This is a genomic window from Flavobacterium sp. GT3R68 (assembly GCF_007109225.1).
Lineage (GTDB): Bacteria > Bacteroidota > Bacteroidia > Flavobacteriales > Flavobacteriaceae > Flavobacterium.
In genome coordinates, this window is sequence record NZ_VJZK01000003.1 from 448199 (window position 1) to 463556 (window position 15358).

General features: G+C 37.5%; 15 protein-coding genes. 7 read left to right on the forward strand and 8 right to left on the reverse strand.

From position 1 onward, the window contains the following. The first annotated feature begins 97 nt into the window (after nucleotides 1–97). Nucleotides 98–793: a LytTR family DNA-binding domain-containing protein gene (locus FNW07_RS08500; protein ID WP_126745264.1), complete on the forward strand. Its 696-nt coding sequence runs from the start codon at nucleotides 98–100 to the stop codon at nucleotides 791–793. Here the strand turns inward: FNW07_RS08500 and priA are convergent. From priA to nadC, 4 genes are all read right to left on the reverse strand, one after another. Next, nucleotides 790–3240, reverse strand: a complete 2451-nt coding sequence (priA, locus tag FNW07_RS08505) for a primosomal protein N' (RefSeq protein ID WP_126745265.1) — start codon at nucleotides 3238–3240, stop codon at nucleotides 790–792. The two genes, FNW07_RS08500 and priA, sit on opposite strands and share 4 nt — an antisense overlap. Before the next feature lie 17 nt (nucleotides 3241–3257). Further along, on the reverse strand, nucleotides 3258–3689 hold the full coding sequence (locus FNW07_RS08510; protein ID WP_126745266.1) for a DUF2147 domain-containing protein: 432 nt from the start codon (nucleotides 3687–3689) through the stop codon (nucleotides 3258–3260). Between the two features lie 81 nt (nucleotides 3690–3770). Further along, nucleotides 3771–4700, reverse strand: a complete 930-nt coding sequence (locus FNW07_RS08515; protein WP_126745267.1) for a YihY/virulence factor BrkB family protein — start codon at nucleotides 4698–4700, stop codon at nucleotides 3771–3773. A gap of 3 nt (nucleotides 4701–4703) precedes the next feature. Further along, nucleotides 4704–5561 carry a carboxylating nicotinate-nucleotide diphosphorylase gene (gene nadC, locus FNW07_RS08520; RefSeq protein ID WP_126745268.1) on the reverse strand — a complete coding sequence of 286 codons (858 nt, stop codon included), beginning with the start codon at nucleotides 5559–5561 and terminating at the stop codon, nucleotides 4704–4706. Between the two features lie 681 nt (nucleotides 5562–6242). Here nadC and FNW07_RS08525 point away from each other — a divergent pair. Further along, nucleotides 6243–6455, forward strand: coding sequence for a hypothetical protein (locus FNW07_RS08525; RefSeq protein ID WP_126745270.1), 213 nt, complete (start codon nucleotides 6243–6245; stop codon nucleotides 6453–6455). Nucleotides 6456–6534: 79 nt separating this feature from the next. Here the strand turns inward: FNW07_RS08525 and FNW07_RS08530 are convergent, their stop codons facing one another. Both FNW07_RS08530 and FNW07_RS08535 read right to left on the reverse strand, forming a co-directional pair. After that, entirely contained in the window at nucleotides 6535–6957 is a 423-nt protein-coding gene (locus tag FNW07_RS08530) for a VOC family protein (RefSeq protein WP_126745271.1), read from the reverse strand. 286 nt (nucleotides 6958–7243) lie between these two features. Further along, on the reverse strand, nucleotides 7244–8095 hold the full coding sequence (locus FNW07_RS08535; RefSeq protein WP_126745272.1) for a PAS domain-containing protein: 852 nt from the start codon (nucleotides 8093–8095) through the stop codon (nucleotides 7244–7246). A 187-nt stretch (nucleotides 8096–8282) separates the two neighbouring features. On the opposite strand from FNW07_RS08535, the gene FNW07_RS08540 reads away from it, so the two are divergent. From FNW07_RS08540 to FNW07_RS08560, 5 genes are all read left to right on the forward strand, one after another. Next, nucleotides 8283–8660, forward strand: a complete 378-nt coding sequence (locus FNW07_RS08540; RefSeq protein WP_126745273.1) for a hypothetical protein — start codon at nucleotides 8283–8285, stop codon at nucleotides 8658–8660. A gap of 223 nt (nucleotides 8661–8883) precedes the next feature. Continuing rightward, nucleotides 8884–9321, forward strand: coding sequence for a VOC family protein (locus FNW07_RS08545; RefSeq protein ID WP_126745274.1), 438 nt, complete (start codon nucleotides 8884–8886; stop codon nucleotides 9319–9321). Between the two features lie 286 nt (nucleotides 9322–9607). Then, nucleotides 9608–10519, forward strand: a complete 912-nt coding sequence (locus FNW07_RS08550) for a DUF2268 domain-containing putative Zn-dependent protease (RefSeq protein ID WP_126745275.1) — start codon at nucleotides 9608–9610, stop codon at nucleotides 10517–10519. A gap of 204 nt (nucleotides 10520–10723) precedes the next feature. Then, the gene (locus FNW07_RS08555; RefSeq protein WP_126745276.1) at nucleotides 10724–12484 is read left to right on the forward strand and encodes a tyrosine-type recombinase/integrase; all 1761 of its coding nucleotides are present in this window, start codon (nucleotides 10724–10726) and stop codon (nucleotides 12482–12484) included. Nucleotides 12485–12638: 154 nt separating this feature from the next. Continuing rightward, nucleotides 12639–14102: an N-6 DNA methylase gene (locus FNW07_RS08560; RefSeq protein ID WP_126745346.1), complete on the forward strand. Its 1464-nt coding sequence runs from the start codon at nucleotides 12639–12641 to the stop codon at nucleotides 14100–14102. 2 nt (nucleotides 14103–14104) lie between these two features. Here the strand turns inward: FNW07_RS08560 and FNW07_RS08565 are convergent, their stop codons facing one another. Both FNW07_RS08565 and FNW07_RS08570 read right to left on the reverse strand, forming a co-directional pair. Continuing rightward, nucleotides 14105–14824 (reverse strand): hypothetical protein, encoded by a 720-nt coding sequence (locus FNW07_RS08565; RefSeq protein WP_126745345.1) that lies wholly within the window; start codon nucleotides 14822–14824, stop codon nucleotides 14105–14107. Further along, on the reverse strand, nucleotides 14821–15036 hold the full coding sequence (locus FNW07_RS08570; protein ID WP_126745344.1) for a helix-turn-helix domain-containing protein: 216 nt from the start codon (nucleotides 15034–15036) through the stop codon (nucleotides 14821–14823). Before FNW07_RS08570 ends, FNW07_RS08565 begins: the two co-directional genes overlap by 4 nt. Between the last annotated feature and the right edge of the window lie 322 nt (nucleotides 15037–15358).

The window sequence follows — 15358 nt, forward strand, 5'->3', positions numbered from 1 at the left end:
TTTATTCGATGTACTGCAAATAAATTTAATCTTTCTTTAGGATTATTAAAAAAAAACAAATACTTTTATAAGGTCCGAATCTAAAATAGGTGAAATTATGAAACTAAATTGTGTCGTTGTAGATGATAGTTCCATTCAAAGAATGATTATCGCGAAGTTAGTAAATAATCATCCAAACCTACATTTAATTGGTGATTATTCTAATGCAATTGAAGCTAAAAATTGCATGGCTGTACATGATGTTGACCTGATGTTTCTAGATATAGAAATGCCGGTCATCAGTGGGTTTGATTTCTTGGATGTTCTAAAAGTCAAACCGCAGATTATTTTCATTACCTCAAAGGCGGAATATGCCATGAAGGCTTTTGATTATGATGCTACGGACTACCTTCAAAAACCTATTGCCCTGGATCGGTTCAACGCTGCGGTAAAACGTGCGATGGATTTACACATGCTCAGAAAAGAAAACCACGAAGAAGAAGGTGAGCATATCTTCATTAAAAGCAATCTGAAAAAATTGAAAATTTTCACTGCTAAAATTAAGTGGATTGAAGCTTTTGGCGATTATGTAAAAGTAGTTACGGAAGACGACAGCAATTTAGTGCTCTCTACCATGAAATCGTTTGAAAAAGATTTATCGAAAGATAAATTCATTCGGGTTCATAAATCCTATATCATTAATATTGATAAGGTCGAGCGCTTTAACAGCAAGTTTGCCGAAATCGGAATTACAAAAATTCCCCTTAGCAGAAACAAGAAAGAAGATCTCGTTAAAGCACTGGCTATTGGTTAGAAATCTACATTTACAGTAATTTTTATCGACCGGTATTGCGGTACAGCTTCAAAACTATTCAACATTTTCTGGATAGTTTTTTTTGTGCTTCCTATTGACCCATTCAACGGGATTTTAACCATGATGGTCCGGATGTATTCATTCCTGATTCTGCTGATTGGCGGTTCTTCAGGACCCAGTACCGGCATGTTTAGATTTTGTTGCATGACCTGATACAGCCACATGGCACCTTCCTTCAGCTTATCAAAATCACGATGCTTTAAGGTCAGTTTTATTAATTTGAAGTAAGGAGCATATTTGTAGATATGCCGCTCATAAATCTGCTCCGAATACATTCCGGCATAGTCATTATTGGTGACCTGCTGGATCGTATTATGATTCGGATTGTACGTTTGAATAATTACTTTTCCGCGTTTTTCGGAACGACCCGACCGACCGGAAACCTGTGTCATCATTTGGAAACTTCGTTCGAAAGCCCTAAAATCCGGATGATACAGCATGTTATCTGCATTCATGATTCCGACCAAGGTGACATTGTCGAAATCCAGGCCTTTGGCGAGCATTTGTGTACCAACGAGAACATCCACTTCCCTATTCTTGAAACTGTCGATGATTTTTTCAAAACCAAATTTCCCCCGCGTCGTGTCCTGATCCATTCTTCCGATTTTATGACTTGGAAAAAGAGTGGTCAATTCCTGTTGGATCTGTTCGGTACCGAAACCTTTGGTCGTTAAATCTACGCTTGAACAAGCCGGGCAATTAGTAGGTTTTGCAATTGAATAACCGCAATAATGACAACGCAATTGATTTTTGTGTTTGTGATAGGTCAGACTTACGTCACATTGCTGGCATTGCGGTACATGACCACACGTCATACACTCCAGTAAAGGCGAATAGCCCCTCCTGTTTTGAAACAAAATCACTTGCTCACCCAAAGACAACGTAGTTGTAATTTCTTCTATTAACGTGTCGCTAAAATGACCTGACATTTTTTTCCGCAAGTATTTGTCTTTTAAATCCACCAATTCGATATCTGGCATCATGACATTGCCGTATCTTTCGGAAATTTCGACCAGTCCGTACTTACCGGATTGTGCATTGAAATAGGTTTCAATACTTGGCGTTGCCGAACCCAAAAGCACTTTTGCCTTATAAAAATTAGCCAGCACGATGGAAGCGTCCCTCGCATGATACCGCGGCGCGGGATCGATTTGTTTAAAGGTCTGTTCGTGTTCCTCGTCAACAATTACCAATCCTAAATCATAAAAAGGTAAAAACAACGCCGATCTGGCTCCTATTATAATTTGTGCTTTTTCGGATTGCTCCAGAACCTGGTTCCAAACCTCAACACGTTCATTGTTGTTGTATTTGGAATGGAATACGGCCACTTTATTTCCGAAGTGAGCGCGAAGTCGTCCTACTAATTGGGTAGTCAGTGCAATTTCGGGCAGCAGGTACAAGGCTTGTTTTCCGGTCGCAATGTATTCTTCGATGAGTTTAATGTAGATTTGGGTTTTCCCGCTTGAGGTAACTCCGTGCAGCAAACAAACTTCTTTTTGGGTGAAATTATCCTTAATCTCATCAAAAGCAAGTTGCTGGGCGGCGCTCAGAAGCATTTCATTTTCATTTGCCTTGCCGGAAAAATTTACCCGGTCTTCCTGCAAAAAATATTCTTCAAAGATTTCTTTTTCAATTAATACTTTTACGATGGCTGAAGAAGAATCGGCCGCTTCGGTCAGTTTTTTAACTGTGATGGGGCTCTTATCGGAAGCAGTGATCTGGAAATAACTGAGTACAATTTCCTTTTGCTTGTTGGCGCTCTTGAGCGTTTCCAGTAATTCGCCCAAACCTTCATTCGTTTCGTATTTGCTGTTCAGGCGAACGTAACGTACCAATTTGGGCTTGTAGCTTTCCTGAACTTCTTCGTTGAGCACCAGTATATTTTTATCCACCAGTTTCTGGATCACCGGGAAGATGTTTTTCTTGTTTAAAATGGACATGATATCCTGTACTTTCAGCGAACTCTGTCGCTTTAGGGCTTCAAAAATCAAATACTCGTCATCGGAAAGCTGGGTTTCATCTACCGTAACATCGGGTTTTGGAGAGATGACCGTTTCGCTTTCCAACAGTAAGGCGCTCGGCATTGCTCCCCGATAAACATCTCCGATGGCACACATATAATACGAAGCAAGCCATTGCCAGTGTGCAATCTGGATTTCGGTGACTATGGGTTTTTCATCCAGGATCTGATGGATTTCCTTGGCGTCGTATAAAGTCGGTTGGTTTTGATGGGTTTCGATAACCAACGCGGTGTAAATTTTACTTTTGCCAAAAGGAACAGCCAGTCTCATTCCTTTTTTGATGTACTGATACTCGGCTTCCGAAACGCTGTACGTAAACGTTTTGGCAAGGGAAAGCGGTAAAATTACTTCGACGAAGAACTGCATTTAAGTGACTGTTTATATTATTTTTTGAGTCGGTACCAATATTGGGTACGTCCTAAAAGGGATATTCCGATGTAGCCTCTGACTTTAAGTTTGTCTTTGCTTTCGAGAGCGACGATGGCCTTGTATAGTTTCCCGTTTTTGGGATCGAGAATCTTTCCGTTGCGGTATTCGTTGCCCTGTTTGGAAAGTCCTTTAATGACCACCATTCCCAGGATGGGTTTGTTTTTATCGTCTCCCGAACAGTTGCTGCATACCTTTTTTTTATGCTCTGCCTCCAGAATATCGATTACCTTGCCGTAGATTTTACCTGATTTCTCGTAGATTTCGACAATAGATTTAGGCTTTCCGGTTTCATCATCGATGGTTTTCCATTTTCCGACTACGGTTTGTGCCTGGGTGGAAATGCTTAACAGGAACAATACTGCAATGGTAAAGATTTCTTTTCTCATGGTATGGTTTTTTTTAGCCCTGATGGAAGCGGCATCCTGCGCTTTTTTTGCGCAGATACAGCGGACAGCAGGAAATAGCTCCTAATTATCAGGCTCTTTCTTTATTTTTAATCTGTTGATGGTATGGTTCAGTTCGAAACCCAGCAGCAATATCGCGCAGTTGACCCAAATGTAAAACATCATAATCAGCAGCGTACCGATGGAACCGTACAGTTCGTTGTATTTTGAAAAGCGCAGTACCCAAACCCCGAAGACATACGAATCCAAAATAATCAATACCGTTGTAAATACCGAGCCGACTGAAATGAATGAGTGTTTCTTTTCCCGGATGGTACCGAATTTAAACAGTATCGAAATCGTTGCCTGAATCATCAGGATAACGAATATATACCGTCCCAGGATAATGAATGATACGTATTCACCTAGGACATCGTGGAAAACGGTTTTCTGGATAAACACCTCAAAGACCACAATTGCGGCAATAGTCACAATCAGCAGAAAGGATAATGCCAGCGATATGCCGAGCGCTACGAAATACTGATGAAAGAACCCCCGTTTGATGAGCACGTGGCGGGACGATTCGAATCCGCCTAGAATTCCGTTGAGACCGTTTGCCATCAGGAAAATAGACAGGAAAAAACCGGTGGACAGTAATCCGGAGTGACTGTTGTGAAGGATATCATTGAGAATGGACGCGATGGCATCATAGGTATTTGGCGGAACCCCTTCCTCGACGAATTTCAGGAAATCTTCCTGGAACCCTTCAATAGGAATGTACGGGATTAAATTCAGCATGAACAGCGCAAAAGGAAACAGTGCCATAAAAAAACTGAAGGCAATCGAACTCGCATGATAGGAGAAGCCGCTTTCTACGATTCCGATGATGTATAATTCAATCAAATCATAAAGTGACATGCCTTCGAGCCACGCCAGTTTTTTCCGTTTCATTGAACGGACCAGATTCCGCACTATGGGGATTTTCTCGAATTTTTCTTCAAATTCCTGTGACATGATTTAAAATGCTTTTAGGCTCAGGTCCATATTGTAAACGGAGTGTGTCAATGCTCCGGATGAAATGTAATCGACACCACATTCGGCATAAAGACGAACGGTATTCTCATTGATATTCCCGGAGGATTCGGTGAGACACGTATTTCCTATTAAAGTTACGGCTTTTCTGGTGGTTTCGTAATCGAGGTTGTCCAATAAGATTCGGTAGACGCCTTGAGATGCGAGTATTTCTTTTACTTCTTGGAGGTTCCGTGCTTCGACTATGATTTTCAGGTCGAGGTTGTTTTCTTTCAGGTAGGCTTTTGTTTTGGCTATAGCCAAAGTGATTCCGCCTGCAAAATCATTGTGATTGTCTTTGAGCATCACCATGTCGTAGAGAGCAAAGCGGTGATTTTCGCCGCCACCAATCTTCACCGCCCACTTTTCGGCGGCACGGAAGCCCGGAGTGGTTTTGCGGGTGTCGAGGATTTTGGTATTGGTTCCTTCCAACAGCACAACATATTTATTTGTTTTTGTGGCGATGGCCGACATGCGTTGCATGGAGTTGAGTACTAAACGTTCGGCTTTGAGGATAGACTGGGAGCTTCCGGAAACGTAAAAGACGATGTCGCCATGTTTGACCGGAGTTCCATCTGTGATTACTGTTTCCACTTCCAGAGCCGGGTCGACGTAATTGAATATCATTTTGGCGAATTCGACTCCGGCAATGATGCCTTGGTCTTTGACGAGCAGTTTGGCTTTTCCCTTGGCATCGGCGGGAATACAGGCTAAGGAACTGTGATCGCCCTCCCCTACATCTTCGCGGATGGCATTGGAAATTATTAATTGCAGTTCATTTTGGAAGTCGGCTTCGCTAATCATTCTATAAACTTTTTAGAGGAGGCTAAAGTAGGATATTATTTGGTGATTTGAAAGTCTGGTTTTTGGATATTTTTAGATGCGGATGAGATTTTTTTTACCGCGGATTGGCAGATTTACTGTTGGCTGGAGATAAATGTACTTGCGGATGGAATTTTTTTAACCGCAAATTCACGAATTTACTTTGGAATAATTATATATCAACTTGCGGATTAGATTTTTTTCACCGCAAATTCGCAGATTTACTATTGGATAGCTAATTATACAAACCGGGGTCGCATATCTCTAAGTTGGGGAGCAATAACTGCAAATCGGGGAAGCATAATTGTAAAACGGGGAGTAATAATTGCAAATAGGGGAAGCATAATTGTAAAACGGGGAGCAATAACTGTAAATCGGGGCGCAATAATTGTAAATCGGGGAGCCATAATTGTAAATCGGGGGGCAATAATTGTAAAACGGGGAGGCATAATTGCAATACGGGGAGCAATAATTGTAAAACGTGGAGGGATAATTGTAAATGCAGGAGGCATGTATCTCAGTAATAGAGGCATTGTTTTTAGTTACGGGGCATAAATCTTATGATCCTATCTTTAAAACAGAACACAGATGATACAGATGTCACGGATTTAGGGATTTAATGATGTTGTTAGAAAGGAGGCAATTGAGAAGCCATATAACTATTTGCGAAAGCGATATTGCAGAAGAAGTACCGCTACAATTTCATCATCTATTATACATTCAGGCGCGGATGGTATTAACCACAATATTACTTCAGAGGTTAATGGCTCCACTTTCTCTACTGAGACTTACACGTATAATGCGGCGGGTTATCCTATAACCAGCAGTGACGATTTTAATGGCGACATCACCACTACGGAATATTTCTATGAATAATGTAAGTCGGTAAAAAACTTGCATGAATTTTCAGGACCCAAATAAACCTTTTAAAAGAGGTGTATTAGGGTTTTCTGTTTTATTGACGCGTTGGTTGTTGTGTTGGAATTTTTGACATGTCCATATAGAAAGGCTCCCAAGTGTGTCCGTCAAAATCTTCGATAGTCCGCTGTTGCATAAAACCATAATCCCGCATTTCGTTAGGTTCCGTTCCACCCGCTTTCAGTCCATTGTCCATCATTGTATTTACTTCGTCAACACTGTCAACCGATAATGAAAAAAGTCCCGCTACATTTGATTTTGTGTCTGCAATGGGTTTTGTTGCAAAGGATGCAAACTTTTCGTGTGTCAGAATCATTACGAAGATGTTGTCACTCCAGACCATGCACTTTCCAGTATCGTCCGAAAATTGAGGATTGATTGTGAAGCCTAATGCCGTATAAAAATTCACAGATTTTTGCAGGTCTTTCACTGCTAAATTGATAAAAATTTGTTTTGCCATTTTTTTATATTTAAGTTGTTAAAGGTTAACAGAATTTGGTTTTTTTTTCTTACCGCAAATTCGCAAATTTTATTTTTTATAGGGATTAAATAATGTTTGAATTGGGATCTTTCTTACCGCAAATTCGCAAATTTTATTTTTTATAGGGATTAAATAATGTTTGAATTGGAATCTTTCTTACCGCAAATTCGCAGATTTTAAATACTGTTTGAATTGGGATCTTTCTTACCGCAAATTCGCAGATTTTATTTTTGATAGGGATTAAATACTGTTGTTATTAATGTATTTAGTGTTCTCTCCAATGTTTCTTTCCGTTTTTTGCCTTTTCGAATTCGTCCTTGCTCAGGATATTCTCATCCAGAGCCATTTCGGTGGCACAATAATTTTTAAAGAACTCGTGCAATCGGTCTTTAGTCTTCAGGACACCCTCATTAATATAGTTGATGTCGATATTGATGCAGATCGCTCCTATTAAACCGTAATTTTCCCTATAGATTGGAATGGTAGTACATTTGAATCTTCTTGACCCTATATTTAATTCATAATTTAACTTGTCTTCTTTCAGTTCCTTTCTTTTTTTCAGATCCAGTACGAGTGTTGTCGTACCCATTCCGATTTTCCTTCCGGTCACTTCCCCATTTTCTATTTCCATGATGGAGCGGGCAGGATTCATCAGGTTGTGCAAGAGGATTTCGATCCCCATATTTTTGAATGTCAGTCCGAGCAGATGGACAATACGTTTGTAGTTTTCGAGAAATTCATTATTATCATATTCGATTTTAGATCCGTGGTACGTGTGATATAATTTTTCGTACTGTTTTAGTTCAGCTGATTCCAAATGATTTCTTACATGATTTTGTTCACCGATGAAGATGAGTTGGCGGGCGGCTGTGTAATCTTTGTTTTTAAGGAAATAATGCACGGCGAGCCGAAAATCCTTGATACTGAATTGAGGGAAATTATTGTTATCGACTTCAAAAGGGTAGAAATCGTATTCGTCGAGGTTTTTTCCTTTTTCTTTCTGTCGTTCGCGATACTTACCATAAAAATATCCTCCGAGTACCAGTAATAAAGAAACCATTACCTCTGTAATAACGGGTACCAAAATGGAATGTTCGATATTGAATTCCAGATACATAATAAAAATTTAGACTAATAAAATTACGAAAAATTACGGAGATAATGGGATAGCTTTCAAGTAGCTATAACTTACCTTTTATTAATCTTTTTTGGGAAACTTAAAGTTAAAAAAAGATGTATACATTTGGCGTCTATACTAATTATGGGCTATTTTCCGGAACAGAATTATAAACAAATGAAAACTTATGAAAAGAATAATTCTAATTAGCGTCATCACCTTGATTGGAGGTTTTTTTATATTAGTGGCGTCTCTTTTAATAACTGAATATAAAAGTTATGAAATTTCAGAAAGGGATTGTAAAAAAACGGAAGGGGTTGTAACCCAAATTGGGGAAAGTGGAATAAAAGACATCTCATTTAATTTAGCAGAAAATGACACCAGCTTCTATATAAACAGAGGTTTGGAAAATCGATTCGATCTGGAAGACTTACGAAATGAAATGTTAGGCAAAAAGGTAACTATTTTTTACAGCGACCATACTACTATTTTAAGCAGACAAAATTTAAGCAGGCATATTCGGAAACTCGATATTGGAAATAAAACTTTTTATAGTGAATTTTAAAGCAGGTCATAATAGTATCTCGGGCGTTTTTTCCCATTGAATCTGGGACTTCCTGTTTGAAATCGCCATTCCGGGTTAGATTTGCAAAACATGTGATTGAAGAGTACTACCCTTTCTTATTACTAATCCTATGGCTCAGGGGTTTCTTGAACGCAATAATTCCTTATCTTAGTTCCCGCTTTTGTTTTCCAGAACACATTCAACCATTTAAAAAATTAAAATTATGGCACTTATCAATCCTCACATTAACTTCAACGGGAATGGCGAAGAAGCTTTTAATTTTTACAAATCCGTATTTGGAGGAGAGTTCGCAAGGATTATGCGTTTCAAGGATTTATCCAGTCCTGAAAATCCGATAGCAGAAAAGGAAGCCAATAAAATAATGCATATTGCTTTGCCTATCGGTAAAAATATCCTGAGGGGTAATGATGTTCCGGAAAGCATGGGCCGGGTCAATGAAAATGAAAACAGATCCAAAATATCAATCAGCGCTGAAAGCCGTGAAGAAGCCGACAAGTTATTCAGCGGACTTTCGGCAGGCGGAAGTATAGAAGTGCCTATTGACAACAGTTCGTTGGGTTCTTGTTTTGGGATGTTTCGGGACAAATACGGAATTGAATGGATGGTTGATTTTGATGCCAACTCTGAAGGAGAAGTATAAATAAACCGTACAATAGAAATGAAATTATAAAAAATTGGGCGGAAAATTAAGAAACGTTTTATAACAGGGGTTTCCCTCACCCGAGCCCGGAGGGCGAACGGAGCGAAGCTAGTGGCTTAACTCGGTGTTTCTTTAGAAAATACGCTGATAACTTAAAGTTTGGTTTGTATTTGTGGGGGTTTGGGGAGGCCGCGGCAAGTCGGCGAATGTTAACGGTAATTTTAGTACACCACACTTTGTAACATTTTAACAAGTTAAACGTCAATAAACAAAACGAAAATTAGCAATGAGAAAAATTATTAAAACCACTTTCTTGACAGTTATATTATTAGCAAACTTGGTACCGACATTTGGACAAACGACTTCAGACAAAATTATTTTCTTAACTGACTTTTATACAACCTTCTTAAACAAAGCAAAGGCGGACAATAAAAGTGCAGACAGCATTTATAAAGAAACCATACATACCTCAATCTATGACAAATACTTTAAAAAAAGTGAATATGGATACATTGTAAAGGATTTTCTTGCAACGCCAATAAAAAACACTTCTGAATTAAAAAAATCAATTGACAGAATTTCCCTAAATCAAGAAACTATAAAGGCTAAAATAGCTGGAGCACTAAAAAAGAGTCGACAAAATATTGACAATGACAGTTTGACCATTTACATAATTCCTGTAAACCCTGATAGTAGGCAGCTTATAGAAGGAATGACTGGAATAATGGGCTTGACTGCAGGTTCAAAACAAATCATTTTGACAATTGAACCCGATGTAGCGGGTTGGGAAAATATGCTTGAGTATGCTGTCGCTCACGAATTTAATCACGCCTATTGGACAAATATGAACTTCGGAAAATCAACCAAATGGACACTTCTTGACTACTTGGTATTTGAAGGAAGAGGCGATTATTTCGCCCACATGCTTTACCCAAATGTAATAGCTCCCTGGACAATCTCTTTGACTGAAAATCAAAAATCGGACTTATGGAATAAAATTAAGCCGAACTTGCAAAGTGAAGACATCAGCTATCAAATGGAGGTAATGTTTGGTTCAAGAAATTATCCTGTTTGGGGTGGCTATTCGGTAGGTTACGATCTTGTGCTAACAGCATTGACAAATAACAAAAAAATCAAAGCAATCAATTGGACAAATCTTGAGGCGGTCAAAATTTTAGAACTGAGTAAATACAAATAAAAACTGTGGGTTCGCAGCGCTCCGGTGTATCATAGCTTGATTGGGTGTTCTTAGAAAATAGGGTGATTACCAAGTTTGGTCACCTATTATTCTACTATCGAAATCTTTTATGATTTCCCGAATTTATTTCATCTATTCTATAGCTCTGTGGTTTTCGTATACCACAATAATTGCTTATCTTAGTACCTTCCTTTATACGCCTATATGTCTATTACACTCAAGAAAATCTGGCATCGTGATGCTTTTTGGATTGGAATTTATTTCCCTTATGATTCGGGAGTCATTTCAAAATTAAAATCACTGGATGCCCGTTACAGCAAAACACATACCTGTTGGTATATTGATTACAATTCGGTTTCTTATGCGAAACTAAAAGATCACTTTGCCGATCTTATTATTGAATTACCCAGTTCTTCAGAAATTAAAACATCGTATCCGGTGGCCGGCAATTTAGAAAGCCGTGACCTTCCACCCATAGCTAAAAGCGAACATCAGTCAGGTTTTGAAATCAGTCAAAACAACCCTGGACATAAAACGGATCCTTATTCGTTTGCAACCAAGATGCGATTACAATTGTTGGAGAATATTGGTAAGTATTGGGTTTTTAGAATGCATTACCATCAAACGGTCAGTAAGGAACTACTGGGTTTGAAAGGCGTATTTTGGAATTCAAATTATAAGGTGTATATGGTATTGCGGCATCCGAAGCTGAAACAGGAAGTGGAGGTTATTTTGGGAACCGTTCCGTTTTTCCCTGAGGATTATTATAGCAAGGAAGTCACCTTTAAAGGGGAACGTATTGTCATTTCCCCGCATCCCGAAGATTTGGCGTGGATGGAAGTTTATGTTCCGGCGCTGGTTGTTCTGAAGGAAAAGATCAAACGTTTTTCGATGGTGCGGTACAGTACAACGAAGAACTGTTATTTACTGCCGGCGGCGCCTACGGTTTATGAAGGATTGTTGTTGCATTTTGAACCCAGTTTAGTGCTGATTGACAGTCGGCTTCCGAAAGGATACTTGAAGAAACAGCATTTGCCCAACCGGAAACAGTTGGATTTACGGAATACCAAAGCGCGGATTTTTGATCAGGTTCCGGAAGGCGCCCAAGCGTATGTGTCGGATATGGTTGATACGGTGTTAGCGCTGAATTATAGCAGTTCGACCTTAAAGACCTATTGTAGTTCCTTTATTCAGTTTCTGCGGCAGCATGATTTCAGAAACCCTTCGGATATCAGTCAGCCCGAAATTAAAAGATATCTGGGTTCGTTGATGGAGCGCGGACTTTCGGCTTCCTCGGGACACAGTATGGTGAATGCGTTGCTGTTTTATTACCAAAGAGTATTGTGCGTTCCGGCTTTTGAACTCAAGTTGCCCCGACCGAAGAAAGAGCGGAAATTACCCACGGTTTTAACGATGGACGAATGTCTGCGTATTTTTCAGGTGGTGGACAATCCGAAGCATAAATTGTTATTGCTGATCGGCTATGGCGCCGGACTTCGGGTGAGTGAAATTGTGGGATTGCAATGGAGGGACATTTTGTTTGACGAGCATAAAATTCACATTAAAAACGCCAAAGGAAAGAAAGACCGGATGGTGATGCTGCCCTACTCAATCGTTGGTTCGCTTGAATACTACCGGCAGTTGTATGGTGTGAGGCAGTATGTTTTTGAGGGGCAATTTGCGGGAGAACCGTATTCGGCCGGAAGTGTTCAGCAGGTGATGCGCGATGCGTTGAAGAAGGCGAAGTTAGAAAAGAAAGCTACTGTACATACGCTTCGTCATAGTTTTGCGACGCACTTGTTGGAGAACGGCACGGATATCCGGTATATCCAACAATTTTTGGGTCACTCGAGCATCAAGACGACGACGATTTATACGCATTTAACGAAGACAGCGTTTGATAAAATTGTAAGTCCGCTGGATAGAATGGTTGATGACAACAATAAGAAAAAGATTAGAGAGTAATTAAAAGTTGTAAAAAGATGTATACATTTGACGATATATACTAGTTGTAGGAAACCCTTAAGCTACACAGAACGTTGAAAAGAAACCTAAAATTTAATACTTGCTATTTTAAAAATAAACACTTAAATTTGCATACTATAATTAGCGAAACAAAATGGGTAGATTTGAGAAAATACTAATAAATTCTAACGGAATAGACAAAAGAGATTCTGGGTATTACTCTACGCCTAATTTTATATCCGAATATTTAAGCTCCCAATTATTACGATTGAACCCATTTGGAAGAAAAGTTCTTGACCCTGCTGTTGGCGATGAAGAATTACTTAAAACTTTTTTCATTCACGGTAAATATATTGATAGTTTTGACATTATAGAACACGGTAATATTCAATATTCAAATTTTAAAAAACAAGATTTTATAGAGTTTTATAAAGAGCAAAAAAAGTCATTGTTTTTTGAAAGCAATATAGATTTAGAATACGACTATTATATTGCAAATCCCCCATATAATTGTCACGAAATAGACTATATAAAAAACAATAAAAATGAACTAAAAAACATTTTTCTAAAAGTTGGTGTACATAATATGTATTCTATGTTTTTATCTGCAATTATAGATTGTGCAAAGGAAGGTGCTTTAATTGGAGTAATTATTTCAGATTCGTTTTTAACTTCTACTATGCACTCTGGATTAAGGCAACAAATACTTGACGAATGTTCAATTCACCAATTAATCCTGTGTCCTAATGATTTATTTTGGTCTCAAAAAGCCGATGTAAGAACTTGTATTTTAATTTTACAAAAAGGCACAAAATTTCAAGATAAAATTGAAATAGTTAATAGACCTAAAAATTCAAATCATTTACAGAATATTCTTGAAAAAAGAGAATTTATTACAACTGATTTAGATAATATAGTTTTAAGCAAACAAAAAACTGCAAATCAATTTATAATTGATATTGATACAGATATTTTAGCATTGTTTAAAAATCCAAGGTTAGGACAGCTTTTTGATTGTATTACAGGAATATCAACAGGTAATGATAAAAAATACTTATCTAAAGAACGAAAAAAGGGCTATGAAATCCCTTTTTATAAAAATCCAGGCTCCAAAAAATTTAAAACTATTGAAGATGCGTATCTAATTAATCACTTTATGGAGGAATCTTTAACCGTTAAAGATTTTATGGTTAGAAATAAGCAATTTGTTTTTAAAGAGGGCATTACTTGCTCATCAATGGGCTTAACTTTTAGTGCTTGCTATTTACCAGAAAACTCCACATTTGGAGTAAACCCTAATATATTTACTGCAAAAGAAGATATTTTTTGGATGTTGTCATATTTAAATAGCCACTTAATTACTTATTTAGTAAGAGGGATACTTATTAGATCGAATATGGTTACATCAGGCTATATTTCTCAATTACCGATTATACCATTTACAATTGATGAAAAAAGAAAATTGTCGCTGATTTCAAAAGATGTTATTAATTCAAATTTAAATATCGACGAAGCTATTAAAGAAATAAATTTAATTATTTATACAAACCTAAATTTGGACAAAAATATTATTAATAAGATTGAAGATTTTGCTTCAAATTTATCGAAAAGAGTTTAAGATTAAGATTCTTCTCCACTTTCATCGACTTCCTTCCATCTATTATTTATTTTTTTTTTATATTTTCCATTCGGTTCTCTAATAATATCTCCTGGTTTTGCATTCTTTTTACTTTGTCCATATCCTAATGCATCTATAAATAATTTATGAAAATCTGAATTTGACCTTCTTACTGCATCATTAATATCCTTATAATAAGCAGATTGTAAGTTCCCATTATTACTTGGATTTACATAAATATCTTTAATCCAAGCCAAAGGAAAAACTGTTGCGTGGTCAATTTCAATTGTCATATCATCATTAAACTTTATAAAAAAAGTGCCGATGAAAAAAGTTTTTGTAATATCAGTAGCATAAAATTCCTCTAATCCTACAGCTTTTGAAATATCATCCTTATTTTTTCTTCCACCAAGTACAGCGGATTTGATATTTATAAATATTGGCGTATCGTTACCTTCTATTTTGCATTCAAAATCATAAACTGACACCTCAGATTCAGATGGAACTATACTTTGTAATTTAAACTCTGTATGATATTGCTCTAAATTTTGAGTAATTAATTCTTCTAAAATTCTCCAAACAGTTCTCCCTTTAGCCGCTTTTCTCCATCCAAAAGGAAATTGTTCTTTAGTACCTATTTGAATTGTACTAATCTTATCAACTAATAAATCAAAACTCTCTTGTAATCCAACACGTAATTCTTCTATTTGTTCTGCTGTCATTTGATTAACTCATTTATATTAACTCCAAGAGCATTAGCAATTTTTTCAATATTAATAAGAGTAATATTCTTTTCAGCTCTTTCAATCATGCCAATATAAGTCCTATGAACGTCTGCAATATGAGCAAGCTGTTCCTGAGAAAGTCCTTTTTTAGTTCTGACTTCTCTGACTTTATCACCAAAATTTATTAATATTTTAGATTTTTCTTTCATTGCTAATTAAAGTATGCAAAACTATGAGTATTAAAAACGCTTAACAACATACTAAAGTTAGCATTATATAAGACGAGACAAAATTAACTACTTAAAAATGAGTAATAGTACTAAAAGGGCTTCCTACAACAGCGGCTTCAAGAAATTGGGGTTTAGGTCTTGAATTTGAATATTCTTGCGTACTTTTGAAATCCGTGAATAACCGAAGAGTTTGTGGGTGTTTTCCCCAACTTCTTGAGAGCCGCGGGACGTTAGTAGCAACCATACCGCAAACTCAAGAATCTAACGCAATTTTTAATAGAGATAGCCACTCCAAAAGAAT

Coding starts and splice junctions, on each gene's coding strand:
- FNW07_RS08500 (WP_126745264.1), top strand. CDS start 98: ATGAAACTAAATTGTGTCGTTGTAGATGATAGTTCCATTCAAAGAATG.
- priA (WP_126745265.1), bottom strand. CDS start 3,240: ATGCAGTTCTTCGTCGAAGTAATTTTACCGCTTTCCCTTGCCAAAACG.
- FNW07_RS08510 (WP_126745266.1), bottom strand. CDS start 3,689: ATGAGAAAAGAAATCTTTACCATTGCAGTATTGTTCCTGTTAAGCATT.
- FNW07_RS08515 (WP_126745267.1), bottom strand. CDS start 4,700: ATGTCACAGGAATTTGAAGAAAAATTCGAGAAAATCCCCATAGTGCGG.
- nadC (WP_126745268.1), bottom strand. CDS start 5,561: ATGATTAGCGAAGCCGACTTCCAAAATGAACTGCAATTAATAATTTCC.
- FNW07_RS08530 (WP_126745271.1), bottom strand. CDS start 6,957: ATGGCAAAACAAATTTTTATCAATTTAGCAGTGAAAGACCTGCAAAAA.
- FNW07_RS08535 (WP_126745272.1), bottom strand. CDS start 8,095: ATGTATCTGGAATTCAATATCGAACATTCCATTTTGGTACCCGTTATT.
- FNW07_RS08540 (WP_126745273.1), top strand. CDS start 8,283: ATGAAAAGAATAATTCTAATTAGCGTCATCACCTTGATTGGAGGTTTT.
- FNW07_RS08545 (WP_126745274.1), top strand. CDS start 8,884: ATGGCACTTATCAATCCTCACATTAACTTCAACGGGAATGGCGAAGAA.
- FNW07_RS08550 (WP_126745275.1), top strand. CDS start 9,608: ATGAGAAAAATTATTAAAACCACTTTCTTGACAGTTATATTATTAGCA.
- FNW07_RS08555 (WP_126745276.1), top strand. CDS start 10,724: ATGTCTATTACACTCAAGAAAATCTGGCATCGTGATGCTTTTTGGATT.
- FNW07_RS08560 (WP_126745346.1), top strand. CDS start 12,639: ATGGGTAGATTTGAGAAAATACTAATAAATTCTAACGGAATAGACAAA.
- FNW07_RS08565 (WP_126745345.1), bottom strand. CDS start 14,824: ATGACAGCAGAACAAATAGAAGAATTACGTGTTGGATTACAAGAGAGT.
- FNW07_RS08570 (WP_126745344.1), bottom strand. CDS start 15,036: ATGAAAGAAAAATCTAAAATATTAATAAATTTTGGTGATAAAGTCAGA.